The sequence below is a fragment of the Micromonospora sp. NPDC048063 genome (genome assembly GCF_043202855.1).
Taxonomy (GTDB): Bacteria; Actinomycetota; Actinomycetes; order Mycobacteriales; family Micromonosporaceae; genus Micromonospora.
Map to the genome: position 1 here is coordinate 46,386 of NZ_JBIDBG010000011.1, position 24,579 is coordinate 70,964.

General features: G+C 75.3%; 25 protein-coding genes. 16 read left to right on the forward strand and 9 right to left on the reverse strand.

The window, feature by feature from the left end; genetic code table 11:
* The first annotated feature begins 160 nt into the window (after positions 1 to 160).
* The 4 genes from ACGFZ2_RS24245 to ACGFZ2_RS24260 all read left to right on the forward strand — a co-directional run bounded on the left by ACGFZ2_RS24245 (position 161) and on the right by ACGFZ2_RS24260 (position 3,802).
* Positions 161 to 565: an AraC family transcriptional regulator gene (locus ACGFZ2_RS24245; RefSeq protein ID WP_350706794.1), complete on the forward strand. Its 405-nt coding sequence runs from the start codon at positions 161 to 163 to the stop codon at positions 563 to 565.
* A 35-nt stretch (positions 566 to 600) separates the two neighbouring features.
* Positions 601 to 1,020, forward strand: a complete 420-nt coding sequence (locus ACGFZ2_RS24250) for a VOC family protein (protein WP_357696176.1) — start codon at positions 601 to 603, stop codon at positions 1,018 to 1,020.
* 209 nt (positions 1,021 to 1,229) lie between these two features.
* Positions 1,230 to 2,003 carry an enoyl-CoA hydratase/isomerase family protein gene (locus tag ACGFZ2_RS24255; RefSeq protein ID WP_393264556.1) on the forward strand — a complete coding sequence of 258 codons (774 nt, stop codon included), beginning with the start codon at positions 1,230 to 1,232 and terminating at the stop codon, positions 2,001 to 2,003.
* A gap of 89 nt (positions 2,004 to 2,092) precedes the next feature.
* The gene (locus ACGFZ2_RS24260) at positions 2,093 to 3,802 is read left to right on the forward strand and encodes a serine/threonine-protein kinase (protein ID WP_393457152.1); all 1,710 of its coding nucleotides are present in this window, start codon (positions 2,093 to 2,095) and stop codon (positions 3,800 to 3,802) included.
* 96 nt (positions 3,803 to 3,898) lie between these two features.
* Here ACGFZ2_RS24260 and ACGFZ2_RS24265 read toward each other — a convergent pair whose 3' ends face one another.
* From ACGFZ2_RS24265 to ACGFZ2_RS24280, 4 genes are all read right to left on the reverse strand, one after another.
* Positions 3,899 to 4,342, reverse strand: a complete 444-nt coding sequence (locus tag ACGFZ2_RS24265) for an HNH endonuclease (protein WP_393457155.1) — start codon at positions 4,340 to 4,342, stop codon at positions 3,899 to 3,901.
* Between the two features lie 258 nt (positions 4,343 to 4,600).
* Positions 4,601 to 5,770: a hypothetical protein gene (locus ACGFZ2_RS24270; RefSeq protein ID WP_393264563.1), complete on the reverse strand. Its 1,170-nt coding sequence runs from the start codon at positions 5,768 to 5,770 to the stop codon at positions 4,601 to 4,603.
* A gap of 194 nt (positions 5,771 to 5,964) precedes the next feature.
* Positions 5,965 to 7,497: an FAD-dependent oxidoreductase gene (locus tag ACGFZ2_RS24275; RefSeq protein ID WP_393457158.1), complete on the reverse strand. Its 1,533-nt coding sequence runs from the start codon at positions 7,495 to 7,497 to the stop codon at positions 5,965 to 5,967.
* A 99-nt stretch (positions 7,498 to 7,596) separates the two neighbouring features.
* Positions 7,597 to 8,076 carry an MSMEG_6728 family protein gene (locus tag ACGFZ2_RS24280; RefSeq protein ID WP_393457161.1) on the reverse strand — a complete coding sequence of 160 codons (480 nt, stop codon included), beginning with the start codon at positions 8,074 to 8,076 and terminating at the stop codon, positions 7,597 to 7,599.
* A gap of 121 nt (positions 8,077 to 8,197) precedes the next feature.
* On the opposite strand from ACGFZ2_RS24280, the gene ACGFZ2_RS24285 reads away from it, so the two are divergent.
* Positions 8,198 to 9,979, forward strand: a complete 1,782-nt coding sequence (locus ACGFZ2_RS24285; protein WP_393457164.1) for a potassium channel family protein — start codon at positions 8,198 to 8,200, stop codon at positions 9,977 to 9,979.
* Positions 9,980 to 10,042: 63 nt separating this feature from the next.
* Here the strand turns inward: ACGFZ2_RS24285 and ACGFZ2_RS24290 are convergent, their stop codons facing one another.
* Together ACGFZ2_RS24290 and ACGFZ2_RS24295 are read right to left on the reverse strand one after the other, a co-directional pair.
* On the reverse strand, positions 10,043 to 11,281 hold the full coding sequence (locus ACGFZ2_RS24290) for an APC family permease (protein ID WP_393457167.1): 1,239 nt from the start codon (positions 11,279 to 11,281) through the stop codon (positions 10,043 to 10,045).
* A gap of 10 nt (positions 11,282 to 11,291) precedes the next feature.
* Positions 11,292 to 12,128: a phosphatase PAP2 family protein gene (locus tag ACGFZ2_RS24295; protein ID WP_393457170.1), complete on the reverse strand. Its 837-nt coding sequence runs from the start codon at positions 12,126 to 12,128 to the stop codon at positions 11,292 to 11,294.
* Between the two features lie 42 nt (positions 12,129 to 12,170).
* Between ACGFZ2_RS24295 and ACGFZ2_RS24300 the strand changes: the two genes are divergently transcribed.
* A complete protein-coding gene (locus ACGFZ2_RS24300; RefSeq protein WP_393264579.1) occupies positions 12,171 to 13,382 on the forward strand; it encodes a DUF4032 domain-containing protein in 1,212 nt (403 codons plus the stop codon).
* 61 nt (positions 13,383 to 13,443) lie between these two features.
* On the opposite strand, the gene nagA is transcribed toward ACGFZ2_RS24300, so the two are convergent.
* The 3 genes from nagA to ACGFZ2_RS24315 are packed head-to-tail and all read right to left on the reverse strand — an operon-like array spanning position 13,444 to position 16,399.
* Positions 13,444 to 14,553 carry an N-acetylglucosamine-6-phosphate deacetylase gene (nagA, locus tag ACGFZ2_RS24305; RefSeq protein ID WP_393457173.1) on the reverse strand — a complete coding sequence of 370 codons (1,110 nt, stop codon included), beginning with the start codon at positions 14,551 to 14,553 and terminating at the stop codon, positions 13,444 to 13,446.
* Positions 14,553 to 15,473: an ROK family protein gene (locus ACGFZ2_RS24310; protein WP_393264585.1), complete on the reverse strand. Its 921-nt coding sequence runs from the start codon at positions 15,471 to 15,473 to the stop codon at positions 14,553 to 14,555. The genes nagA and ACGFZ2_RS24310 overlap by 1 nt, the downstream gene beginning before the upstream one ends.
* Positions 15,470 to 16,399, reverse strand: coding sequence for an SIS domain-containing protein (locus ACGFZ2_RS24315; protein ID WP_393264587.1), 930 nt, complete (start codon positions 16,397 to 16,399; stop codon positions 15,470 to 15,472). The genes ACGFZ2_RS24310 and ACGFZ2_RS24315 overlap by 4 nt, the downstream gene beginning before the upstream one ends.
* A gap of 195 nt (positions 16,400 to 16,594) precedes the next feature.
* On the opposite strand from ACGFZ2_RS24315, the gene ACGFZ2_RS24320 reads away from it, so the two are divergent.
* From ACGFZ2_RS24320 to ACGFZ2_RS24365, 10 genes are all read left to right on the forward strand, one after another.
* Positions 16,595 to 17,380: a DeoR/GlpR family DNA-binding transcription regulator gene (locus tag ACGFZ2_RS24320; RefSeq protein ID WP_357696204.1), complete on the forward strand. Its 786-nt coding sequence runs from the start codon at positions 16,595 to 16,597 to the stop codon at positions 17,378 to 17,380.
* A gap of 151 nt (positions 17,381 to 17,531) precedes the next feature.
* Positions 17,532 to 18,542, forward strand: a complete 1,011-nt coding sequence (locus ACGFZ2_RS24325; RefSeq protein WP_393457176.1) for an ABC transporter ATP-binding protein — start codon at positions 17,532 to 17,534, stop codon at positions 18,540 to 18,542.
* Positions 18,539 to 19,555, forward strand: coding sequence for an ABC transporter permease subunit (locus tag ACGFZ2_RS24330; protein WP_393457179.1), 1,017 nt, complete (start codon positions 18,539 to 18,541; stop codon positions 19,553 to 19,555). Before ACGFZ2_RS24325 ends, ACGFZ2_RS24330 begins: the two co-directional genes overlap by 4 nt.
* Before the next feature lie 298 nt (positions 19,556 to 19,853).
* Positions 19,854 to 20,312 carry a DUF3263 domain-containing protein gene (locus ACGFZ2_RS24335; protein WP_393457182.1) on the forward strand — a complete coding sequence of 153 codons (459 nt, stop codon included), beginning with the start codon at positions 19,854 to 19,856 and terminating at the stop codon, positions 20,310 to 20,312.
* A 259-nt stretch (positions 20,313 to 20,571) separates the two neighbouring features.
* Positions 20,572 to 21,303, forward strand: coding sequence for a hypothetical protein (locus ACGFZ2_RS24340; protein ID WP_393457185.1), 732 nt, complete (start codon positions 20,572 to 20,574; stop codon positions 21,301 to 21,303).
* Positions 21,300 to 21,695, forward strand: coding sequence for a phage holin family protein (locus ACGFZ2_RS24345; RefSeq protein ID WP_363700859.1), 396 nt, complete (start codon positions 21,300 to 21,302; stop codon positions 21,693 to 21,695). Before ACGFZ2_RS24340 ends, ACGFZ2_RS24345 begins: the two co-directional genes overlap by 4 nt.
* 22 nt (positions 21,696 to 21,717) lie before the next feature.
* Positions 21,718 to 22,380, forward strand: coding sequence for a DUF3618 domain-containing protein (locus ACGFZ2_RS24350; RefSeq protein ID WP_393264599.1), 663 nt, complete (start codon positions 21,718 to 21,720; stop codon positions 22,378 to 22,380).
* Positions 22,349 to 23,248 (forward strand): hypothetical protein, encoded by a 900-nt coding sequence (locus ACGFZ2_RS24355; RefSeq protein WP_393264602.1) that lies wholly within the window; start codon positions 22,349 to 22,351, stop codon positions 23,246 to 23,248. The genes ACGFZ2_RS24350 and ACGFZ2_RS24355 overlap by 32 nt, the downstream gene beginning before the upstream one ends.
* Positions 23,249 to 23,407: 159 nt before the next feature.
* Positions 23,408 to 23,917: a GNAT family N-acetyltransferase gene (locus tag ACGFZ2_RS24360; RefSeq protein ID WP_393264605.1), complete on the forward strand. Its 510-nt coding sequence runs from the start codon at positions 23,408 to 23,410 to the stop codon at positions 23,915 to 23,917.
* A 271-nt stretch (positions 23,918 to 24,188) separates the two neighbouring features.
* The gene (locus ACGFZ2_RS24365) at positions 24,189 to 24,575 is read left to right on the forward strand and encodes a hypothetical protein (RefSeq protein WP_393264607.1); all 387 of its coding nucleotides are present in this window, start codon (positions 24,189 to 24,191) and stop codon (positions 24,573 to 24,575) included.
* The last annotated feature ends 4 nt before the right edge of the window (positions 24,576 to 24,579 follow it).

Below are 24,579 nucleotides of genomic sequence, written 5' to 3' on the forward strand. Positions count from 1 at the left end.
GTACGGGCGCTCAGGCGGCGGGCTGTCCCCGTACCGTGGTTCCGCCGCGCCGGCGCCCCCCGAATCTGCTCCACGTCCGTCGATGCCGTGCCCGCCGCGGGCGCCGTCCGCCGGGCCGGCAGGGTCGGGTCACCCGGTGACCAGCGCCTATGCTGGGCCGGTGAGCAGGGCGGCGGAGGAGTCGAACCGGGCCATGCTGCGCGCCCGGGACGCCATGGACCGGGCGTACGACCAGCCGCTGGACATTCCGGCGCTGGCCCGCATCGCGTACGTCTCCGAGGCGCACTTCATCCGCACCTTCCGGGCCACCTTCGGCGAGACCCCGCACCGCTACCTACAGCGGCGGCGGGTGGAGCGGGCGATGTACCTGCTCCTGCACTCCGACCGGGACGTCACCGACATCTGCTACGCGGTCGGCTTCTCCAGCCTGGGCACGTTCAGCCGCACGTTCCGCCAGATCGTCGGGGAACCGCCGTCGGAGTACCGCAGGCGCAGGGCCCCGGTCGCCGCGGTCGTGCCGAGCTGCTTCACCAAGGCCTGGACCCGGCCCAGCAGTTTTGGATAAGCAGCAGGTCAGGGTCGCCCCGTAGCGTCTTCGGCATGACGATGAACGCGATTTCCCGCTCCCAGATCTACGTCCTCGACCAGGACGAGGCCCTCGACTTCTACGTCGGCAAGCTCGGCATGGAGGTCAACACCGACCAGGACCTCGGCTTCATGCGCTGGCTGACGGTGAACCTGCCCGGCGACCCGGAGCGCGAGATCCTGCTGGAGAAGCCCGGCCCGCCGGCCCTCGACCCGGCCACCGCCGAGCAGGTCCGCGAGCTGCTCACCAAGGGGGCGCTGGGCGGGTTCCTCTTCATGACCACCGACGACGCCCACAAGACGTACGAGGATCTGGTCGCCAAGGGAGTCGACATCACCGACGAGCCGATGGAACGCCCGTACGGGATCGACTTCGGCATCCGCGACCCGTTCGGCAACAAGATCCGCATCGGCCAGATGTTCCCCCGGGGCTGACTGGCGACGGCCCGGCACGATCGGTGGGCGCGCTGCGGCAGCACGCCTACCGATCGCACGTGCGGAGACGACGTGGGGACCCGCCTGCTCTACTGACCTGCCACCCCGCGCGGATGGTCGCCGGGCTCCCGCCGTTATGGTCGCCGCACCGGGGCCGCCGACCAGGGCGGCCGGCGTCGCGGCGAGCCGGCGGCACAGGCGAAGGGGTGGTGACGGTGGCGGACGCGGAACTCCTCGTCGAGGTGACCGGGGCGGTGGCGACGGTGGTGATCCACAACCCGGCGCGGCGCAACGCGATGACGGCCGGGATGTGGCGGCGGCTGCCGGGGCTGCTCGACGAGCTGGAGGCCGACCCGGCCGTCCGGGTCCTGGTGCTCACCGGCGCCGAGGGCACCTTCTGCGCGGGCGCGGACCTGGCCGAACTGGACGACCTGCTCGACGACGGCGACCTCGACACGGTGGTGGCCGCCGAGCAACGGCTGGCCGCCTTCGCCAAGCCGACCGTCGCCGCCGTCCAGGGCGCCTGCGTGGGCGGCGGCTGCCAGCTCGCGGTCGCCTGCGACCTGCGGATCGCCGCCACCGACGCGCGGTTCGGCGTGCCGCCGGCGCGGCTGGGCCTGGTGTATCCGGCGCCAACCACCCGCCGGCTGGCCCGGCTGGTCGGGCCGGCCGCGGCCAAGCACCTGCTCTTCACCGCCGAGCTGATCGACGCCGACCGCGCGCTGCGGATCGGGCTGGTCGACGAGGTGCTGCCGGTCGACCGGCTCGCCGCCCGGGTGGACGAGGTCACCGCCGCCGTGGTCGCCCGGTCGCAGCTCACCGTGGCGGCCGCCAAGGAGATCATCGACGGTCGGGCGGACGAGGACCGGGTCGCCTGGTGGCACGGGCAGGTGCGGGCCAGCGGCGAGGCCCGCGAGGGCGTCGCGGCCGTCCACGAGCGTCGCCCGCCCCGCTTCGGCTGGACACCGCCGGCCCGGCACTGACCGCCGCCGACCGGCCCGACCGGGCCGCGTGCCGGACACGGTCCGCGCATGGGTGGTGCCGGGCGGTGCGGTGGGGCAGGCTGTCCGCTGTGCAGCGTGATCAGTTGCTCGCAGGCCGCTACCGGCTGGGCGGGCGTCTCGGCAGGGGCGGCATGTCCGAGGTCTACCGGGCGCACGACGAGGTGCTGGAGCGCGACGTCGCGGTGAAGGTGCTCGTGGCGGCGGACCCGTCGGCCCGACGGCGGATCCAGGCCGAGGCGAAGGCGGCGGCCAGGCTCTCGCACCCGAACGTCACCGCCGTCCACGACTACGGGGAGTCCCTCCTCTTCGACCGGTACGCGCCCTTCGTGGTCATGGAACTGCTCTCCGGCCGTACGCTCGCGCAGCGGCTCGCCACCGGGCCGCTGCCGCCCCGGGACGCCCTGCGGGTCTGCGCGGAGGTCGCCGCCGGTCTCGGCGCCGCCCACGCCGAGGGGCTGGTGCACCGCGACGTCAAGCCCGAGAACGTCGTGCTGACCCCGACGGGAGCGAAGGTGGTCGACTTCGGGATCGCCGCCGTCGCCGGCACGCCCGAGATCGACTTCGAGGGACGGCTGCTCGGCACCCCGGCCTACCTGGCCCCCGAGCGGCTCGCCGCCGGCGAGGTACTGCCCGCCTCCGACGTCTACGCGCTCGGCCTGCTCGTGCACCAGGCGCTCGCCGGCCGGCTGCCGTGGCACAGCGAGACGCAGACCGAGATGCTGCGCGCCCACGCGTACGCCGAGCCGGGCCCGCTGCCGGAGGTCGACGGCGTGCCCCCCGAGGTCGGCCGGCTGTACCGGCGGTGCCTGGCCAAGGACCCGGGCGACCGGCCGTCGGCCGCCGAGGCGGCGCGCGTCCTCGCCGGGGCGCTCGCCCGGATGCCGCATTCGGAGACGGGGCACGCGGACGTGCCGGCGGGCCGCCGCGAGGTGCCGACGGGCCATGCGGACGTGCCGGCGGGCCGCCGCGACGTGCCGACGGGCCATGCGGACGTGCCGGCGGGCCGCGCGGACCTGCCGGCGGGTCGCCGCGAGGTGCCGGCGGGACACCGGGGCGTGCCGGCGGGGCCCGGCGGCGGGCGTGACCGTGCCGAGCCGGCGCCGGTCGGGACCGCGCCGGCCGTCGGGGGCGACGCCCGCCCGGGGCACCGGGGCTGGCGGTCGAGGCGGGGTTCGTGGGTGCTGGTGGCGGTGGGCGCGGCGGTGGTCGGCGTGGTGGCGGTGGCCGCGACGCTCGACGACCCCGCCGTCCGGCGGCCCGGCCTGCCCCACGAGCCCCGCACAGGCATCGGCACGGGGGGCTCCACCAGCGTCGCCCTGCCGGTCACCGCCGACGCGCCGAAGCGGCCGGCCGCCCCCGGCGCGGGCCCGCCGGCCGGGTCGGCCACCGCGGGCCGGTCCAGCCCCGGGCCGGTCGCCCCCACCGGAGCCAGCCCGACCGCCCCGGCGCCGACCGGTAGCGCCGAGCCGTCTCCCACGCCTGGCCGGCCGTCCGGGGTGGACGTGAACTCGCGCGGCGGGGTGGTGACGGTCCGCTGCGACGGGAAACTGGCCGAGGTGGTCGACGTGGCGCCCGCCGCCGGCCACCACGTCGAGGAGTACGCGCCGGGCCCGGCGCGGGAGGTGCGGGTCGAGTTGGTCGCCGCCGACCGCCGCAGTGTGATTACCGTGCGCTGCGCCGACGGCCGCCCGGTGCCCCGCGTCAAGGAGTCCCGGACCAAGAAGTCCCGGACCAGGGAGTCCCGGGCCAAGGAGCCCCGGACCAGGGAGTCCCGGTAGCCGGGGCGGCGGGGCCGCGCCCCGGGGAGGGGCCGGCGGGCGCCGCGCCGGGGGTCGTACCCCCGACGCGGCCCCCCGTTCCCGCCGGCCGGTCCGTCACCGCCCGGCCAGCGCCGCCCAGCTCGGGGTCGCCGGCTCGCGCCGCAGCGGCATGCCCGCCTCGGCCGGCGTCCGGTCGCCCTTGCGCTGGTTGCAGTCGTAGCAGGCGGCGGTCGTGTTCCGCCACGTGTTCCGGCCGCCGCGCGAGCGGGGCAGGATGTGGTCGATGGTGCCGGCCGGCCTGCCGCAGTACGCGCAGCACCGCCCGTCCCGGCGCAGCACCCCGGCCCGCGACCACGCCGGCCCGGCGCTGAACCGCCAGCGGGTCACCACGTAGCGAACGAGGCGGACCACCCGGGGGACCGGGAAGACCCCGATCACCCGGTCCGGTTCGGCCTCGTGGATCTCGGCGACCCGGCGGCAGAGCATCCGGATCGCGTGCTGGACGGTGACCCGGTGCAGCGGGCCGAGGTCGGCGTTGACGACGAGGACGGCGTCCACCGGTGTCTCCCTTCGTGGCGGTGACGATCTGGACGGGCCGGACAGCGAAAGAGCCGCCCGGTCCGGGGTGCGGACGGGCGGCTCGACGGCGTGCGGGCACGCGTCAGCCGGGCCGGCCACCCTCGGGGCCTTCGGCTCGGCAACCGCCGCCACCCGCCGACGACGCCGGGCGCGCCGGGCCGGGCAGCCACGACGGCACACAGGTGACGTGCGACATCGACATGGACGGCTCCCGCGGCGGTGGTTGACCTTGCGGGATCACGGTAGGTCGGCGGGCGAGAGACGGGCAACGGATTTCGATCGAGCGACCGTCTCGTCGGGGCGCCGCTGCCGGCGGGCCCGGCCGGCGGCCCGCGCGGCGGCCAGCGGCCGGTCGATCCGCAGCGCCATCCGTACCGTCAGCTCGCTCTCCAGCAGCGGCCGGTTGACCTCCCCGGCGACCGCGAGCGCCGGCCCGGAGACCGTGCGCCAGATCGCGGCCATTCCCGCGCCCAGCCCGAGCAGGGCCACGGCGGCCCGGGTCGCCGGCGAGCCGGCCGCCGCGAGCGCGCTCACCCCCACCACGGCGAACAGCACCGCGAGCAGCGGTACGAGCACCGGCCAGAAGATCCCCCGGGCGGCCTGCACCACCAGCCGGCGGTCCCGGATGATCAGGTTCCGGGCGACGACCGCGTAGTCCTCCTCGTCCAGCAGGTCCCTCGGGTGCAGGCCGCCGGTGAGCACGCCCCGCCACAGGTCGCCCTGGTTGCGCAGCTCGCGGGCCAGGTCCGGCAGCCCCGCCTCGGTCGGGTCGCCGACGCCGGCCCGGGTGACCGCCGACGCCCACGCCGACAGTGACCGGCGGACCACCGCGGCCGAGTACGGCGGCAGCACGGTGGCCAACTCGTCCAGCCAGCGGCTGAGCTGGATCTGCCGGCCGCCGAAGCGCCCCGCCACCTGGTCGGCGTCGCCGTGCCGCACCGTGTCGGCCAGCGAGCGTCCCAGCCGGTACGCCAGCCCGACCCGGTGGTTGGTGGCCATCGTCCAGCGCAGCACGTCCACGTTCAGGTCGTCGAGGGCGAGCAGCAGGTCCTCCCCGGCTCCGCCCGTCACCCGCTCCCTCGCCCCGGCCGTGGACGGCGCGGGGGCGTCGCGCCGGGTCAGCTCGGCGATCTGGCCGAGCGCCACCTCCACCCCGTCCAGGTACATCTGCATGCGCCGCCGCCCCGACATCTCGGTCAGGTTGGACAGCTTCGCCGGCGCGCCCGCCGGCCGGCCGTCTCCGGCGTCGAGCAGCTCGGCGGTCTGGGCGTGGTGGTACGCGTCCGCCATCCACCACCCGAGCCGCAGGGCGGTCACGATGCAGGCCCGCTCGTCCCGGATCAGCGGGTACGCGTCGTCCCGCGGTACGTCGGCGACGAGCGGGCCGTCGTCCCCGCGCGGCGACATCCCGCTGACCTCCCGCCTCACCCCAGGCGATCAGCCTAGGCGAGCCCAGCGACCTGTTTGCCCGTTTTCGTTACCCTCGCCGCCCGCCGCCCGCCGCCCGCCGCCCGCCGCCCGCCGCCCGCCGCCCGCAACCCCCACCCGCAACCCGCAACCCCCACCCGCAACCCGCCACCCGGTGCCCGTCGCCGTGGTCGTCACCGTCGCCGGGCGAGCAGGCCCCGGGGCCGGATCGAGCGGACCGGCTCGGCCGCGCCGCCCTCGGCCCGCAGGACGTGGTTGGCCGCGACGATCCCCGTCGCCGCCGCGCGTTCCATCAGCGCGCTCGGGAAGTCGGTCCGGATGCCGTCGCCGGCCAGGTAGAGCCCGTCGGCGTCGGTGCGCACCCCCGGCCGCCACGCGTGGCTGCCCGGGGTGAACGCCGGCGCCTGCGCCGCCACCCGGGCGCGTACCTCCCGGACCCGCAGCCCGGCCGCCTCCGGCCACAGCACGGTCAGCTCGGCCCGCATCCGCTCGGCCAGCTCCGTCGCGGGCACGCCCGGCTCGCAGGCGTACGCGTGCAGCTCCAGCACCGAGCCGCCGGTGCGGGCGGCCCAGCGGCGGGGCTCGTCCTCCAGCCGATGGTAGAGGGTCACCGAGTCCAGGGTCGGCTGCCGGGACACCCCGCTGAACACCGCCCGCCCGGCGGCCACGTCCCCGTCGCACCAGTAGCGCGCCACCGCGTACGGCGGACCGGGCCGGCCGAACGCGGGCATCCGCTCCACCAGCGCGGGCGCGTGGTCGACCAGGCCGGGCGAGGCGGCGACCAGCGCGGCCAGGGCGGGCGGGTCGACGGCGAGCACCACGTGCCGGGCGGCGTACGACGTGCCGTCGGCGGTGGCCACCCGCCACCCGGCGCCGTCGCGGGTCAGCGCGGTGGCGCAGGTCCCGGTGCGCACCCGGCCGCCGTGCCTCTCCACGTGCCGGGCCAGCGGCCCCCAGATCGCCGTCGCGTAGTCCTCGTCGGGGCAGTCGAAGGCCAGCCCCTCGGGGTTGCCCAGCAGGTAGAAGTGGAACTGCGCGATCATCTCCGCCGCCGACATCTCCGCCTCGTGGTTGAAGAACGAGTGGGAGAAGACCTCGAAGAGCATCGCGCGGGCCCGGTCCGGCAGCCGCAGCGAGGTGAGCAGCTCGTCGGCGGTGGTGTCGTCGAACTCGGCGTAGGTGCGCACCGGGTCGTAGGTGAGCAGCGGCAGCGCCGCGTCCCGGTCCATGCCGCGCAGGTCGCCGAGGCGCAGGCTCGGGCTGCGCAGCAGCACGGCCAGCAGGTTCGCCGGAGGAGCGGGCGGCAACCGGCCGAACTCCTCGGTCGGCCAGCGGGCGCTCAGGATCGGGTAGCCGGGGACCGGCCGGAGGAAGCCGAGCCCCGGGTCGGCGCGGCGCAGGATCGACCGCCAGTTGTAGTACTGCCGGAAGAACGCGTGGAAGCCGTGCTCGTTCGTCTGGCGCGTGCCGTCGACCAGCGTCTCCCGCCAGGCCCCGAGCCGGCCGCCGAGGGTCGGCGCGGCCTCCAGCACGGTCACCGCCACGCCGCGCTCGGCCAGCACCACCGCCGCCGACATGCCGGCGATCCCGCCGCCGACCACCACCACCTCGACCGGGCGCGGCACGCGGGGGGCGCCACCGCCGCCCGGGTCCACCTCGTGCTGGCGTACGCCGAGGAGCCGACCGACCACCTGCGACAGCGCCATGTGCACCTTCCCGCCCCGGGGGACCTTCCAGTCTGCCCCGTTCGGACGTTAGGAAGGGCCCCTTCCTCTACCGCAGGCGTTAACAAGGTGCCCTTCCTTTCATTGGCAGCGGCGTTCGCGGTCGGAGGCCGGCCAGACGTACTCCAGGTCGGGCGGGACGTCGTCGCCGAAGATCGGGCCGTAGTGCCCGGGGTCCTTGCGCAGCAGCGACGAGCGGTGGCTCAGGTGCAGGTCGTCGCGGCCCAGCCAGGGCGGCAGCTCGCCGGCCTCGGCCAGCTCCGCCTGGGTGCGGACGCGGGTCAGCCCGCAGGCGGCGGCGAGGTCGGTGGTCATCGTGGTCGCGCAGGTGTCAGCCCGGCCGGGCTCGCACCAGACCGCGCACACGTCCAGCCCGTACCGGGTGAGGGCCTCCTCGTACCCGGCCCACATCTTCACCGCCGGGTGGTTGCGCCAGCCGTACGTGGGGCGGGTCAGCCCGCGCAGCACCTGGATGGTCTCCACCCGCTGCTTGCCCAGCCGCCTCTGGTCCAGCGTCCGGGCGCTGGCCAGGAAGTCCGGGTACGGCAGGAACGTCTGCATGCCGCTGGTCTACCCGCCGAGGGGCTGCGGAATCTGCCCCTCGCGGCGGGACCTGCCCGACGACCAGCATTCATGATCGCGGGGCTGCGCGGGGCGCGACCGGCTGACTACGATGCGGCGCATGGCGGAGCCCCTGCTGGATCGTGCGCGGCGGGCGGGGCGTCGGCTCCGGGTCAACGGGGACGCGCGGGCGCACTACGTGGTCTGCGGGCGGGACGCCCTCGCCTACTGGGTGGTGCGCGCGCTGCTCGCCACCGAGTTGCAGGCGACGGGCCGCGTCCGGATCACCCTGGTGGTGCCGGAACGACCGCGCTCCGACGAGCCGGACGGGCGGGACCTCCAGGGCGTCGAGGTGGTCCGGGCCGACCGGCTGGACGAGGTCACCTTCCAGCGGGCCGGGCTGGCCGGCGCCGACGGGCTGGCCCTGCTGCACCAGGACGACGTCGGCAACATGCACGCCGCGCTCTGTGCCCAGGAGGTCGAGCCCCGGCTGCGGCTGGTGGTGCGGATGTTCAACACCGGGCTCGCCAACGGGGTGCGGCAGATCTTCCCCGACTCCGCGGTGCTCTCCGACGCGTCGATGGCCGCCCCCGCCTTCGTGGCCGCCGCGCTCGGCGAGGTCGCCCCGACCCATTTCCGGCATGGCGGGCGCACCCTCTACGTGGCCCGCCGCGACGACGTACGCCCGGGCGACGTGGTCTGCGGGGTGGCCGACACCCACGACCCGCAGCAGGTCCGGGTGCTGCCCGCCGAGGAGTCCGCCGCGGACGTGGTGCTCGCCGAGGCGACCGGGGCGCCGCCCGGCACCGAGCTGGCCGCGCGCCGGCTGGTGCGGGCCCGGCGGCGGCGCCGCCCGGTGGCGGTGCTGCTCCGCGCGGTACGCAGCTTCGCCACCCGCAAGATCGGCATCGCGGTGATCACGCTGCTGGCGGTGATCGGGGTGCTCGGCTGGCTCAACGGCAGCGCCACGAACGCCAACTGGGGCGACTCGCTCTACCTCACGCTCGTGACGGCGCTGAGCGGCCAGGACCCGGATCCGAACAAGCCGGTCGCCCAGCAGGTCATGCAGGTGGTGCTCAACCTCGCCGGGCTGGCGCTGATCCCGCTGATCACCGCCGTGGTGGTGGACGGGATCGTCAACGCCCGGCTGGCGTTGCACTCCGGCCGGATCCAGCCGGAGCGGTCCGGGCACGTGGTCGTGGTCGGGCTGGGCAACGTCGGCACCCGGGTGATGGCCCAGCTCTGCGACTTCGGCGTCGAGGTGGTGGCGATCGACAAGCTGCCCGTGCCGCGCGGTGCGGCGCTCGCCCGCCGGCTCGGCGTGCCGCTGATCGTGGGCGACGCCGCGCTGGAGGAGACCCTCCAGGCGGCGTCCGTGGGCACCTGCCAGGCGCTGGTGGTGGTCTCCACCGACGACGAGACGAACCTCCAGGCGGCGCTGAACGGCCGGGCGGTCAACCCCGAACTCCAGGTGGTGCTGCGCCTCTTCGACGGCCACTTCGCCGAGCGCGTCCAGCAGGCGTTCGGCATCGGCGTCTCGCGCAGCGTGTCGTACCTGGCCGCGCCGTCGTTCGCCGCCGCGCTGCTGGACCGCGCGGTGATCGCCACCATCCCCGTCGGCCGGCACGCGCTGCTGGTCACCGAGGTCTCCGTCGCCGCCGGATCGTCGCTGGACGGGCGGCCGCTCGCCGTGGTGGGGCGGGCCGAGAGCGTACGCCTGCTCGCGCACGCCCGGGCCGGTCAGCGCCTCGACTGGGCGCCCGACCCGCGCCTGGTGATCGTCGCGGGGGACCGGCTGACGGTGGTGGCCCGCCGGGCCGGCCTGAACGCCCTGCTCCGCGAGGCGGCGCCGCCCCCGCCGGAGGATCCCGCCGCGCCGGCGCCCCAGCAGCCGGAGGAGTGACGGCCCGTCCCGTCGGTCCGGGTTCCGGTCCGTCCGACGGTTCGGCCTTCCGGGCCCGGCGGGTCAGGCCCGGCGGGGGCGCAGGGCGTACCAGGCGGCGCCGACGGCGAGCACGGCGAAGCCGGCGAGGACGCTGGACAGCGGCAGGTTGACGGCGAGCAGCAGGCAGCCGGCCAGCCCCAGCACGGCGAGCGCCCGCATCGGGAGCCGCCGCCCCGGGTCGCGGCCCAGGGTCAGCGCGGCCGCGTTGGTGATCGCGTAGTAGACCAGCACGGTGCAACTGGAGAAGCCGATGGCGTCCCGGACGTCGCCGAGCGCCACGACCAGCACCACCACGGCGGCGACGGCCAGTTCGGCGCGGTGCGGCACCCGGTGCACCGGGTGGACGGCGGCGAGGGCCCCGGGCAGGTCGCGGCGGCGGGCCATCGCCAGCACGGTGCGCCCGACCCCGGCGAGCAGGGAGAGCAGCACGCCGGTCACCGCCACGGTCGCCCCGGCCCGGACCAGCCAGGCGAGGCCGGGCAGCCCGGCGGCCGTCACCACGTCGGCCAGGGGCGCGGCGGACGCGGCCAGCCGATCGGCCCCGAGCACGCCGACGGCGACCACCGCCAGCACCAGGTAGATCGCCAGCACCACGCCCAGCGCCAGCGGCACCGCCCGGGGGATGGTCCGCTCCGGGTCGCGTACCTCCTCGCCGAGGGTGGCGACCCGCGCGTACCCGGCGAAGGCGAAGAAGAGCAGCCCGGCGGCGGTGAGCACGCCCCGCCCGGAAGTGTCGAGGTCACCGAGCCGGGCCAGCGAGACGTCGCCGCCGACCGCCCCGGCCACCGCGACCAGGGCCAACACCGCCAGCACCACGCCGACCAGCACCTTCGTCGCGGTCGCGGTCTTGCCGATGCCGCGCAGGTTCACGACGGTCACCGCCAGCACCGCGCCGACGGCGACGAGCCGGGCCTGCCCCGGCCAGAGGTACGCCCCGATGGTCAGCGCCATCGCCGCGCAGCTTGCCGTCTTGCCGACCACGAAGCCCCAGCCGGCCAGGAAACCCGCGAACGGGCCGAGCCGTTCCCGGCCGTACACGTAGGTGCCGCCGGACTCGGGGTGGCGGGCCGCGAGCCGGGCCGAACTGGTCGCGTTGCAGAAGGCGACGAAGCCGGCCAGCACCAGCGCCGCCAGCAGGCCCGCCCCGCCGGCCGCCGCGGCGGCGGGCGCGAAGACCACGAAGACGCCCGCGCCGAGCATCGACCCCAGCCCGATGACCACCGCGTCGGGTACGCCCAGCCGGCGCGCCAGTTGATCCACAGCGGGCACCCTAGGGGGTCGAGATGAACGGCCGGTCCCAGTCGCGCGGCGCCCCGGGCAACGGCAGGTCGTCCCAGGGCACCCGGTGCAGCACCCGGTCGAGGACGAGCCCGAGCAGCAGCCCGGCCACCGAGTCGGTCAGCCAGTGCCAGCCCAGGTAGGTGGTGGTGCACAGCACCACGACCGGCGGCACCACCCGGACCACGGTGACCAGCCGGGGCGGCACCGTCCGGCCGTAGGTGCGCAGCAGCGGGGCGAGCAGCAGCGCGATGACGCCGTACCAGAGGATCGCGTTCGCGACGTGGCCGGAGGGGTAGGACTGGGCGAACCGCAGCGGCAGTTCGTCCTGGAACAGCGGGAGGGTCTGCTCGGGCGGAAGGAACGGCTCCTTGACGCTCGCGCTGGGGGCGGGCCGGGCGGTCCACACCTTGAGCGGCCCGATCGTGAGGTAGCTGAGGACGAAGGCGAGCACCGGCGGCAGCACCGGTCGCAACGATCTCAGCCGGACCGCGAGCAGCACCCCGAGACCGAGTGCGATCAACGTCAGCGGGGTGCCCTGACCGAGGTAGTTGAGGAACACCGCCGTCACGCGGGCGACGGTGGGCCGGTGCGCCTCCGACCAGTCGGCGATGGCGCGGTCGATCCCGAAGAACCGTTCGGCGGTGAGCGCCACGGTCAGCCCGAACAGGGCGGCGAGCAGGAGCGCGTCGAACCACCAGCCGGCCGGCCGGACCGGCCTCAGCCGTGCTCTGGGCCGTACCGTCGTGGTCTCCCGCACCCGGACCACGCTACCGGCCCGGCGCGGCGGCCGGCCGGCGCGGCCCGGGGCGGCTGTGTGCCGAGCCACGAAGGGAGGCGCTCGGCCCGGACGACCGTCAGACTTGGGGCCGTGCGGATCACCTCGGCCCTCGTCGACCCGGCGCTGCTCGACCTTCCCTGGTCGACCCCGCTGGAGCAGTGGCCTGCGCAGCACCTGGTGGCGCTGCCCCAGGGCATCTCGCGGCACATCGTCCGGTTCGTCCGGCTCGGCGGCTACGTCTACGCCGTCAAGGAAACCGGCGAGCGGGTCGCGGAGCGCGAGTACGACCTGCTGCGCGCCCTGGAGCGGATCGACTTCCCCTCCGTGGAGGCGGTGGCGATCGTCGCCGACCGGCAGACCGACGACGGCGAGCCGCTCGACCCGGTGCTGATCACCCGGCACCTGCAGTTCTCGCTGCCCTACCGGGCGCTCTTCTCGCACACGCTGCGCCCGGAGACGATGGGTCGGCTGCTCGACGCGCTGGCGGCCCTGATCGTGCGGATGCACCTCACGGGCTTCTTCTGGGGCGACTGCTCGCTGTCGAACACGCTGTTCCGCCGGGACGCCGGCGCGTTCGCCGCCTACCTGGTGGACGCGGAGACCGGGGCGCTGCACCGCTCGCTCTCCAACGGTCAGCGCGGCGAGGACCTGGAGATCGCCCGGGTCAACATCTTCGGCGAGGCGCTCGACCTCCAGGCCGCCGGGCTGCTGCACGAGTCGATCGACCCCGAGGTGGTCTGCGAGGAGGTCGTGCAGCGCTACGAGCGGCTGTGGCACGAGATCACCTACGAGCAGCAGGTCGAGCGGGAGGCCCGGCACGACATCGAGGGGCGGATCCGCCGCCTCAACGAGCTGGGCTTCGACGTCGCCGAGGTGGCCATGTCGACCATCGACAACGGGCGCTACCTGGTCCGGCCGAAGGTGGTCGACGCCGGGTACCACACCCGGCGGCTGCTCCGCCTGACCGGGCTGGACGCCGAGGAGAACCAGGCCCGGCGGCTGCTCAACGACCTGGACGCCTACCGGGCCGAGAGCGACCTCACCGACGAGCAGCAGGCCGCGCACCGCTGGCTGACCGAGGTCTTCGAGCCGGTGGTCCGGGCGGTCCCGGCGCACCTGCGCCGCAAGCTGGAGCCGCAGGAACTCTTCGCCCAGATCATCGAGCACAAGTGGCTGCTCTCGGAGCAGGCCGGCCGGGACGTCGGCATGGCTCCGGCCGTGCACTCGTACCTCTCCGACGTGCTCGTGCACCGCCCCGACGAGCAGGCCGTGCTCGGCGTCGAGGTCCCCACCGCCGGCTGACCCGCCGGCGCGGCCCGCCGGCGTGGCCGTCCGGGCACCGAGCCGTCCCGGCGCCGAGCGGTCACTCCACCCAGGAGCCGCCGCGCATCACCCGGACCACGTTCAGGTCGTCGTCGAGCACCACCAGGTCGGCCCGGAGCCCGACCTGGAGCGCGCCCAGCCGGTCGCCGAGGCCGATCGCGCGGGCCGGCGTGGTGGCCGCCATCCGCACGGCGTCCGCGATCGGGATGCCGGCCGCCACCGCGTGCCGCAGCGCCTCGTCCATGGTCAGGGTGCTGCCGGCGATCGCGCCGTCGCGGGCCAGCCGGGCCACCCCGCCCGCCACCGTGACGGCCTGGCCGCCCAGCTCGTAGTCGCCGTCGGGCATGCCGGCGGCGGCCATGGCGTCGGTGATCAGGGCGGCCCGCTCCGGGCCCGCCGTCGAGGTGGCGAAGGTCAGCATCCCGTCGTGCAGGTGGACGCCGTCGGCGACCAGCTCGCAGACCACGTTCGGGGCGTCGAGCAGGGCCACCACCGGGCCGGGCTCGCGGTGGTGCACCGGCCGCATCCCGTTGAACAGGTGGGTGCCGACGCTCGCGCCCGCCGCGACGGCGGCGCGGGTCTCGTCGTACGTGGCGTCGGTGTGGCCGACCGCGGCGACCACCCGGTGCGCGACGAGCAGCTTGACCGCCTCCAACGCGCCGTCCCGCTCGGGGGCGAGGGTGACCATCCGGACGGCGCCGTCGCCCAGCTCGATCAGCTCTGCCAGCTCGTCCGTGGACGGGTCGCGGAGGAACTCGGGGTTCTGCGCGCCGCAGCGGGCCGAGGAGAGGTACGGCCCCTCGAAGTGGATGCCGGCCAGCACCCCCTCGCCGACCAGCGGCGCGAAGGCCGCGGTGGCCGCGCGCATCAGCTCGAACGGCGAGCTGACCAGGCTGGCCAGCAGGGTCGTCGTGCCGTGCCGCAGGTGGAAGTCGGCGGCCTGCCGGGCCTGCTCGGCGTCGCCGGTCGTGAAGGTGTGCCCGCCGCCGCCGTGCGTGTGCATGTCGACGAAACCGGGCACGATCCAGTGCCCGTCGCGCACGGACGGGTACTCGGCCACCGCCGTGATCCGGCCCCCGTCCAGCTCCACGCAGCCCTGCCGGATCACGCCGGTCGGGGTCACCACCTTGCCGTTCACCCGCGTGGCCATCACTTCTCCAGACTGTCGAGGGCGAGCAGGGCGGCGCCGAGGCAGCCGGCCTCGTCGCCGAGGGCCGCCGCGACCAGGCGCGGCTCCCGGTGGAACGTCATCCGCTCGTGCAGCGCGGCCCGCAGCGGTTCGAGCAGCAGCGCGCCGGCCTGCGCCAGGCCGCCGCCGAGCACGACGGTCTCCACGTCGAAGAGGGCCTGGCCGGTGGCGAGGCCGTCGGCGAGCGCCTCGACGGCCTCCCGCCAGACGTCCGCCGCCAGCGGCTCGCCGGCCGCGGCCCGGTCGGCCACGTCGGCGGCGGTCGCCGGGACACCGGCCAGGGCCGTGTAGCGCCGGCCGATCGCGGCCGCCGACGCCACCGCCTCCAGGCAGCCGGGACGGCCGCAGCCGCAGGCCGGCCCGCCGGCGCGTACCTGGATGTGGCCGATCTCCCCGGCGGCGCCGTGCGCGCCGGTGACGGCCGTGCCGTCGACCACGTGCGCCGCGGCGATCCCGGTGCCGATCGCGACGAAGAGGACGTGCGCGGAGTCGCGGCCGGCGCCGAGCCGCGCCTCGGCCAGGCCGCCGGCGCGCACGTCGTGGCCGAGCGCCGTCGGCAGCCCGAGCCGCGCCCGTGCCAGGTCCCGCAGCGGTACGTCCCGGAAGCCCACGTTCGCGGACCAGACCGCGACCCCGCGCGCCTCGTCGATCACGCCGGGCACGGCGACGCCGAGCGCGACCGGGGTGAGCCCGTCGGCGCGGGCCTTGCCGGCCAGCCCCTCGGCGACCGCCAGGACGGTGTCGACCACGGCGTCCGGGCCGCGCCCGGCGTCGGTGGGGTGCCGCTCGGCGTGCAGCACGGCGCCGTCCGGCCGGACCAGGGCGCACTTCATCCCGGTGCCGCCGACGTCCAGCGCGACGACGACGTCGCCTGCGCTCATGCCAGAACCACGGACCGGCTCAGGTGCCGGGGCGCGTCGGGGTCGAGGCCCCGGCTGGTGGCGAGCGCGACGGCGAAGCGTTGCGCCAGGATCAGGTCGGCCATCGGGTCGACCGGCGTACGACCGGCGGCCCAGCTACCGAGCACCGTGCGGCAGCCGTGGGTGCGGCTGTGCACGAACGCCGCGCCGGTCGCCGCCACGTCCTCGGGCAGCCCGTCGGGCAGCTCGCCGAACGCCCAGACCAACCGGCCGGGAGCGGCGATCGAGATCGGGCCGTGCCGGTAGTCCATGGCCGGGTACGCCTCGGCCCAGAAGGTGGCCGCCTCGCGGCACTTCAGCGCCGCCTCCTGGGCCAGCCCGACCGTCCAACCCCGACCGAGGAAGGTGGCCTGCTCGATCCGGGCCGGCTCGATCGGCAGCGGGGCGCGCACCGCCACCTCCGCGTCGGCGGAGAGCGCGGTGATGTTGTCGCCGAGGTGGGCGCGGAGCAGGGCCAGCGCGGTGGTCGCGAAGCGGGTCTGCACCACCGAGCGCTCGTCGGCGAACGGCATCGGCACCGCCGCGTCGGCCAGCGAGGCGGCGGGGGAGGCGGGGTCGCCGACCAGGACGGTCGTCGGCACCCGCCCGCGCAGCGCGGCGAGCAGCTCGGTGACCTCGGTGGTGGTGCCGGAACGGGTGATCGCGACGAGCCGGTCGTAGCGCCGCCCGGCGGGGAACTCGGAGGCCTGGAAGGCGTCGGTCTCGCCCTGGCCGGCCTGCTCGCGGCGGGCCGCGTACGCCATCGCCATGAACCACGACGTGCCGCAGCCCACGACGGCGACCCGCTCGCCCTGGCGGGGGAGGTGGTCGGCCGCGGTGGCGGCGACCCGCGCCGCCTCCCGCCAGCAGTCGGGCTGGCTCGCGATCTCCGCGTCGACGTACGACATGAGAACTCCTACGCAGGGGAGCGGTGCGCAATACGGCTCGTTAAAGCCGTCTTTCGCGCGTTATTCTGCGCGAACTCGGCTGGCCGTGGCAACCAGCCCCGTCATCGAGCAGGACATGGTTTTGCGCCCTCGTAGTTTCGCGCACTACTGTGCACGCAATCAATCACCGACCGCGCAGTAAGTGGAGGCCCTGGGGTGGACCGGTACGCCAGATGGAACGCCCTGCTCGAAATGCTGACCGACAGCGGCCGGGTCAGCGTCGAGGAGGCCGCCGAGCGGCTGGACGTCTCCCAGGCCACCATCCGGCGTGACTTCGACCAGCTCGCCCAGCAGCAGATGATCACCCGGACCCGGGGTGGCGCGGTCGCCAACGGCGTCTCGTACGACCTGCCGCTGCGCTACAAGACCGCCAAGCACTCGGCCGAGAAGCAGCGGATCGGCGCGGCCGCGGCGGCGCTGGTCTCCCCGGGCACCGTGGTGGGCCTCAACGGCGGCACCACCAGCACGGAGGTCGCGCGGGCCCTCGCCGTGCGGCCCGACCTGAACACCAGCGCCGAGGGTGCCCAGCTCACCGTGGTCACCAACGCATTGAACATCGCGAACGAGCTGCTCGTCCGCTCCCGGATGAAGGTCGTGGTGGCCGGCGGCGTGGTCCGCCCCAAGTCGTTCGAGCTGGTCGGCCCGCTGGGCGGGGCGCTGCTGCGCGAGGTCACCCTCGACGTCGCCCTGCTCGGCGTCGACGCGATCGACCCCCAGCTCGGCGCCGCCGCCCACCACGAGGGTGAGGCGGCGATGAACAACCTGATGGTGGCCCGGGCCAAGCGGGTGGTGATCATCGCGGACTCGTCCAAGCTGGGCGGTCACGCCTTCGCCCGGATCTGCCCGGTGGACCGGGTGGAGACGCTGGTCACCGACTCCGGCGCCAACCCGGACGTGGTCGCGGCGTTCCGCGCCGCCGGCGTCACCGTCATCTGCGCCTGACGTGAAAGGAAGGGCACCTTCCTAACGTCTGGTGCATAGGAAGGGGCCCTTCCTTTCACCCGATCGGCGTGGCGATGCATACCGGGTATTGCACTCCGCTGCATACCGCGTATGGTGTCGCGTGTCATACGCCCATCGGGGGAGGTGCAGCTTGCCAGCTGTCCTGGAGATCGAAGGTCTCCGCAAGACGTACAAGAGTCGTCGGCGCGGCACCCGCAACGCGCTCGACGGCTTCGACATGCGGGTCGAGGTGGGGCAGGTGCACGGCTTCCTCGGCCCCAACGGGTCGGGCAAGACCACCACGCTGCGTACGCTGCTCGGTCTGATCCGGCCCGACGGCGGCCGGATGGCCATCCTCGGCCACGAGGTGCCCGAGGCGCTGCCCGCCGTCGCGGGCCAGGTCGGCGCGATCGTGGAGAGCCCGCAGTTCTTCCCGCACTTCTCCGCGCGGGACACGCTGTCCCTGCTGGCCGGCGCGGGTGACGTGCCGCCGCGACGGATCGACGAGGTGCTGGAGCTGGTCGGGCTGCGCGACCGCGCCGGCGAGCGGGTCAAGACGTACTCGCTGGGCATGAAGCAGCGGCTCGCCGTCGCCTCGGCCCTGCTGAAGAACCCGAAGCTGCTGATCCTCGACGAGCCGGCCAACGGGCTGGACCCGGGCGGCATCCGGGAGATGCGCACGCTGATGCGCACCCTCGCCGAGTCGGGGATGACCGTGGTGCTGTCCAGCCACATCCTCGGCGAGATCCAGCTGATCTGCGACTCGGTCACCATCATCTCGCTGGGCCGACGGGTGGCCTTCGGCCCGGTCGAGGAGGTGCTCGCCCGGCACTCGTCCGGCGCCGTCCGGGTGCGGCTGGAGGCGGTCACCGACCTGCCGATCGCCGCCGAGGCGCTGACCCGCGCCGGGATCCGGGTGGACGGCCAGCCCGACCACCTGATGCTCGCCGGCGTCGACAAGCCGGCCACCGTGACCCGGCTCCTCGCCGAGCAGGGCCTCTACGTCAGCGAGCTCGCCCCGGTCGCCGTCGACCTGGAGAGCGTCTTCCTCGAACTGACCGCCACCGCGCCGGTACCCGGCCAGCACCGGCAGGTCGACCAGTCCACGAAGGTAGGCGGGGCGGGGCAACCCGGTGCCGCCGGAGGAGGGTGGGGCGCGTGAGCCTCTACCGTACGGAGCTGCGCCGGCTGGCCAAGCGGCGCTTCACCCGCTGGATGAGCCTGCTGGGCCTGCTGGTGCTCGCGGCCGTGGTGGTCGGGGTCTTCCTCACCAACGAGAAAATCGACGCCGCCGCGCTGGCGAAGGCCGAGCGCGCCGCCGAGCAGCAGTGGCAGCAGGACGTGGTCCGCAACGAGGAGTACCGCGCCGAGTGCGAGCGGGCGAAGGCCGCCGGAAACAGCCAGGCCAGCGGCTTCCCGGATGACTGCGCGCTGATCCAGCCGCCGCCCCGGGAGGCGGTCGAGTCGCGGTGGTTCCTGCCCTCCACCTTCGACTTCCGGGAGAACTTCGGCTTCACGCTGCTGCCGCTCGCGGCGATCCTGGCGCTGGTCGGGTTCGTGGTCGGCGCCTCCTTCGTCGGGGCGGAGTGGAACACCGGCGGCATGATGAACCTGCTGCTGTGGCGGCCGAAGCGGCTGACCGTACTGCTGACCAAGCTGGCGGCGCTGCTCACCGGGCTGCTCGCCCTGGCGGTGCCGACGACGGCGGTCTGGTTCGGCAGCTTCTGGCTGGTCGCCACCTTCCGCGGCAGCACGGAGAAGATGACCTCCGGTGTCTGGCAGTCCTTCGCCCTCACCGGGCTGCGCGGGGTGGTGCTCGCCCTGATCACCGCGACGATCGGCTTCGCGCTCGCTTCGCTGGGACGGCACACCGCGATGGCGCTGGGCGGGGCGATCGGCCTGATGGTCGTCGGGCAGTTCGGCCTCGGCATCCTGTTGCAGATGGCCGGGGTGCAGTTCGCCGAGGCGTGGCTGCTGCCCACCTACGCGGCGGCGTGGATGCAGAAGAAGGTGACGCTGGAGGACTGGAACGCCTGCCAGGCCACCTACTTCGGCGAGTGCAAGCCGGAGACCCTGGACATCACCTGGCAGCACTCCTCGGTGTTGCTGGCGGTCGGGTTGACGGTGATCCTCGGCGCGGCGCTCTGGGCGATGCGCCGGCGGGACATCTCCTGATCCCGGCGGTGCGACCGGCGGCTCTCCCCGGCCCCCGGTCGCACCGCCCCGGGCGGGACGTGACAGGCGGGCGCCCGACGACCCGCCGCGCCCTCCACCGGGCCACCGATCGTCCCGGTGACGATCGGCACACCGCCGCCGCCGACGGCGTGTGTGCCGTTGGCCGGCGGACACGGGGCGAACCGGCCCGGTCACGTTGCGGCACTGTCGTCCGATGCGAACCGGGTGGGCCCTGGTTAGGCTGAGGTCCCCCCGGTCGGCGTCGTGTTGTGCCGCCGGCCTGCCCATGAGGAGCGCCATGCAGCCCGCCGACGCCGCCCCGGCCGCCACCGAGCCGTCCACGGCGGACCGGGCGGACGCGACCGGCGAGGCGCACGACGCGGGCGCCCTCGTCCCCCAGCCCCGGTCGGGCTCCGACCCCGGGGTGCCGGCCGTGCCGCAGCCCCGCACGGCGGCCGAGCCGGGCGCGGGCGCGGCCGGGACGCCGCCCGGCGAGACCGACGCCCCGGCGGACGGCCGGCCGGCCGGCGGGCTCACGGAGCGGGAGCGGGGCATCCTCGCCTTCGAGCAGCAGTGGTGGCGGCACGCCGGCGCCAAGGAACAGGCCATCCGGGACACCTTCGGCCTCTCCGCCACCCGCTACTACCAGTTGCTGAACGCGCTGCTGGACAACCCGGCCGCGCTGGCCGCCGAGCCGGTGCTGGTCGGCCGGCTGCGCCGGCTGCGCTCCTCCCGGGCCCGTAACCGCCGCCGCTGACCGCCGTCCCGCCGCCCCGGAGCCGCGCCGCAGCGCCATGCCTGGCCTCCTGGGCGGTGTTCGGCACTGCCATCCGCGCCCTGTGGCCGGTTCCGTACGGGTCGGTCGTTCCGGTCCGGTTTCCCGTCCTGCCCGGACCGGCGGGACGGAATGTCGACGAGCCGCGCGGGTAGGCGGCAGACGAACCCGCCGCGTCCCGCGGCTGGTTCACGTTCCGGGTCGTGACCCTGCGGCCCGGGGCCGACGGAGGGAGCGGGCGATGACGGGAATCAACCCGAGCCGGCCACCGGACGGTGCGACCGGCACCGGGCAGCAGGCCCGGCAGCAGGCATCCCGGGTCGGGCACCACGCGGCCCAGGCCGGCGGGCAGGTCGCGCACGCCGCCGCGGAACAGGGCGGACAGGTCGTCTCCGAGGCCCGGCGGCAGGCGCGGAACCTGACCGGTGAGGCCGGTACGCAGTTGCGCGACCAGGCCCAGGCGCAGCAGCGGCGGGCCGCCGACGGGCTGCGCGGTATCGGGCGCGAACTCGGCTCGATGGCGGAGCGGAGCGAGGACTCCGGGACGGCCGCCCAAATGGTCCGCCGTGCGGCGGACGCCGCCCAGCAGGCGGCCGGCTGGCTCGACGAACGCGAGCCCGGGGCGGTGGTCGACGAGGTGCGGTCGTACGCGCGCCGGCACCCGGGGACGTTCCTGGCCGGCGCGGCCGTGGCCGGGGTGCTCGTCGGGCGGCTCACCCGGAACCTCACCGCCTCCGGTGACGGGGCGCGGGGCGCCGGCCAGCCGTCGACGCCGCAGCCGGGCGCCGAGCCCGGGACTGGCGGGCCGCAGCCGTACGAGCGGGCGGTCGAGGCGCCGTACACCGCCGAGGAGGCGTACCCGCGTAGCGAGGCCTACCCGCGCGAGGAGGCGTACACCGGGATGGCCCGGGTGCGCAACGCCTCGCCGCCCGGCCGGCCGGGGCCGGACATCCCGGGCGGGGTGGCGCCGTGAGCGCCCCGGAGAAGGAGCGGACCCAGGCGTCGGTCGGCGACCTGCTCGGCGACGTGACCCGGGACGTCTCCACGCTGGTCCGCAAGGAGATCGAACTGGCCAAGGCCGAGCTGCGCGAGGAGGCGACCCGGGCGGGCAAGGCCGCTGGGATGTTCGGCGGTGCCGCACTGGCCGGCTTCCTGACGGTGCTGTTCGTGTCGTACGCGCTGTGGTGGGGACTGTCGAACGTGATGGACCAGGGCTGGGCCGCGCTGATCGTGGCCGTCATCTGGGCCGCGGTCGCCGGTGGCCTGCTCGCCAACGCGCGAACGAAGATGGCGCAGCTCCGCTCGGTGCTGCCCAGGACGAGACAGACCGCACGGGAGATGCCGAACGCGGTGCGAGGCCGGTGAACCAGCCGGGAGGGAGCAGATCATGTCCAACGATCCGGACCGGATCCGGTGGGAGATCGAGAACACCCGGAACGAACTGAGCAGCGACGTCGACGCGCTGGCCGACAAGGTCAACCCGCGGCGGGTCGCCGGTGAGCGCGTCGGGCAGGCCCGTGGCGCGCTCACCCGGGCCAGGGAGAAGGTGATGGGCGTGCAGTCGGACGGGCACGGCGCCGGTCAGCGCATGTCGCACGCGACCGAGTCGGCGCGGGCGTTCGGGGAGCAGTCCCGCGAGCAGATGTCGCACGCGGCCATGTCGGTGCGGGACGACGCCCGTTCGCTGGGGCAGCAGTCCCGCCAGCAGGCGCAGGGCAATCCCCTCGCCGCCGGCCTGATCGCCTTCGGCGCCGGACTGCTGGTCTCGTCGCTGATCCCGCCCAGCCGGCCCGAACGGCAGTTGGCCGGGCAGGCCAGGGGCAAGGTGACCGAGCACTCCGGGCAGTTGCGCCAGCAGGCGAGCCAGGTCGGCCACCAGATGCGCGACAACCTGCGTGACAACATGCGCGGGCCGGCGCAGCGGGCGGCGCAGTCGGTGGGCTCCACGGCCCTCGGGGGCGCGTCGGCCGTACGGGAGCAGGGCCGGTCGGCCGCCCACCAGGTGCAGGGGCAGGCGCATGCGGCCGCCGACGACCTCCGTCGCCGCTGAGGCGACCCGGGTGGTCGGGGCGGCGCGGACGATGCGGGTGAGTTCCGCGTCCGCGCCGCCCCCCGGCCGGCCGGTCAACGAGGACCTGGTCTTCCGGTTCGGGCCGCTGGTCGGCGTGCTGGACGGCGCCACCGTGCCGGAGGGCTTCGACACCGGCTGCGTGCACGGGCCGTCCTGGTACGTCCGGCACCTCGCGGCCCGGCTCGGGCTGGCCGAGGCGATCCGGCCGACGGCGACGTTGACGAGCAACCTGGCGGCGGCGATCCTGGCCGTCCGGTCCGACCACGGCGACGAGTGCGACCTGGGCCATCCGGGCACCCCGTCGAGCACGGTCTGCCTGCTGCGCGACGGCGGCGACCACCTCGACTACCTGGTGCTCTGCGACAGCCCGCTGGTGCTGGAGGCCGGCGGCCGGGTGAGCGTGGTCACCGACGACCGGCTGGACGCCGCGATGGCGGAGTTGCGGGACACGGCGGCGGCGGTGCCGGCCGGCCCGGCCGACCGGGCCACCCGGCTCCGGCAGGCGGTCGCCGTGCAGCGGGAGCGGATGAACCGGACCCACGGCTACTGGGTGGCAGCCGCCGACCCGGACGCGGCGTTCCACGCGGTGACCGGGACGCTGCCGCTGCGCGGGCCGGGCGCCGTACGTCGGGCGGCGCTGCTCAGCGACGGCGCGTCGGCCGTGGTGGAGCAGTTCGGTCTCCTCGACTGGGCGGGGCTGCTGGACGTGGTGAGCGCCGACGGCCCGGGCGCGCTGGTGGACCGGGTACGCGCGGCGGAGCGCGACCACCCGGACCGGTTGCGCCGGCACAAGCCGGCCGACGACGCCTCGGTGGTGCTCTGCGAGTTCGACGCCGACGCTCCGTGACCGCGCGGGACGGGCGGCCGGGGCGCCGGTGGGCGCCCGCCGACAGCGGAGCGTGAGGTGGAACACGATGCGGTCCGACCGGCCGATACCTTCCGCCGGACCGCCAGTCGGAGTTCGATGGGGTGGACTTGGGCCGGTGGGGCCGGCAGACTGCGGCACGTGGCGGGAACGGTCCGGTTGGAGCCGGTGGACGAGCGGAACCTGGAGCCGTTGCTCTCCGTAGCGGCTGCCGAGGCGGAGCCCGGCGATGTGATGCCGCCGGTGGAGGCTCCGGCGGGCTGGTCGCACGCCCGCCGGGAGGCGTTCCGCGAGTTCCACCGGGCGAGCTTCGCCGGCCTGAGCGGTCCCACCGGGACCCAGATGTACGCGATCCTCGCCGGCGGCGAGGTGGTCGGCATGATCCGGATGAGCCGCCGCGACGAGCCGGGCGCCGTCGAGACCGGGATGTGGCTCGGCCGGTCCGCCCGGGGCCAGGGCATCGGCCCGGCCGCTTTGCGTGAGCTGCTGAACGAGGCGGCGGCGGCCGGAATGCGGCTCGTGGTCGCGGAGACCACCGTCGACAATCACGGGGCGTTGTCGGTGCTCTCCAAGTGCGGGGCAAAATTGCGCGAGGGTGACGGCAAGGTGCACGCCGAGATATGCCTCGATTCGACGCCGCCCGCTTTGTGACGACCATTCGTCAGATCTTTCCTTTCTGAGGTTCTCGCTGCTCGTAGCGGTTCGACTGCCCGATTTGCGCGGTTGACGAGGGCCGTGCCGTGGGCTCCGGAAATGGTTCCGAGAAAAGGCGGAAATGTTTCGCCGATAGGCCATCGGGTACTGCCCGCCGGGTCCGATTGAACGGGACACCTGATTGCGGTCCGGCACGTGCTGATCCCCGGCGGCCATTTTCGACCGCTGCCGTCAGGTGTCTGCCGCTCCGGGGAGCGAAGGAGAACTGATGAACAGCGGAGCACGAATCGGGCTCGCGGTGGGCTTCGGCTATCTGCTCGGCCGCCGGCGCAGGTTGCGTACCGCCCTCACCCTGGCCGCCGCGGTCGCGGCCGGCCGCGCCAGCCGGGAGCCGGGCGGGCTGCTGAAGGCGGGCGGCAACCTGCTGCAGTCGTCCCCCCAGCTGGCCAACCTCGGTCGCCTCGGCGGGCCGCTCGCCGCCGCCTCCAAGGCGGCTGCGACCGCCGCGGCCGGCAGCGGCATCGACGCGATCAGCGGCAAGCTGCGCGGCTCGGCCGACGCGCTGCGCCGCAGGGGCGGCGCCGGCGCGCCCGACGACGGGTCGGACGACGACCGGCCGGACCGGGACACCGACGCCGACCAGCGGGGGCGGTGACCAT

Bases quoted from the DNA above. Each gene is read 5' to 3' on its own strand.
- ACGFZ2_RS24365 (WP_393264607.1), top strand. From the start codon at position 24,189: ATGAACAGCGGAGCACGAATCGGGCTCGCGGTGGGCTTCGGCTATCTG.
- ACGFZ2_RS24315 (WP_393264587.1), bottom strand. From the start codon at position 16,399: ATGTCGTACGTCGACGCGGAGATCGCGAGCCAGCCCGACTGCTGGCGG.
- ACGFZ2_RS24285 (WP_393457164.1), top strand. From the start codon at position 8,198: ATGGCGGAGCCCCTGCTGGATCGTGCGCGGCGGGCGGGGCGTCGGCTC.
- ACGFZ2_RS24275 (WP_393457158.1), bottom strand. From the start codon at position 7,497: ATGGCGCTGTCGCAGGTGGTCGGTCGGCTCCTCGGCGTACGCCAGCAC.
- ACGFZ2_RS24280 (WP_393457161.1), bottom strand. From the start codon at position 8,076: ATGCAGACGTTCCTGCCGTACCCGGACTTCCTGGCCAGCGCCCGGACG.
- ACGFZ2_RS24250 (WP_357696176.1), top strand. From the start codon at position 601: ATGACGATGAACGCGATTTCCCGCTCCCAGATCTACGTCCTCGACCAG.
- ACGFZ2_RS24355 (WP_393264602.1), top strand. From the start codon at position 22,349: ATGCGGCCGCCGACGACCTCCGTCGCCGCTGAGGCGACCCGGGTGGTC.
- ACGFZ2_RS24270 (WP_393264563.1), bottom strand. From the start codon at position 5,770: ATGTCGCCGCGCGGGGACGACGGCCCGCTCGTCGCCGACGTACCGCGG.
- nagA (WP_393457173.1), bottom strand. From the start codon at position 14,553: ATGGCCACGCGGGTGAACGGCAAGGTGGTGACCCCGACCGGCGTGATC.
- ACGFZ2_RS24340 (WP_393457185.1), top strand. From the start codon at position 20,572: ATGACGGGAATCAACCCGAGCCGGCCACCGGACGGTGCGACCGGCACC.
- ACGFZ2_RS24350 (WP_393264599.1), top strand. From the start codon at position 21,718: ATGTCCAACGATCCGGACCGGATCCGGTGGGAGATCGAGAACACCCGG.
- ACGFZ2_RS24335 (WP_393457182.1), top strand. From the start codon at position 19,854: ATGCAGCCCGCCGACGCCGCCCCGGCCGCCACCGAGCCGTCCACGGCG.
- ACGFZ2_RS24310 (WP_393264585.1), bottom strand. From the start codon at position 15,473: ATGAGCGCAGGCGACGTCGTCGTCGCGCTGGACGTCGGCGGCACCGGG.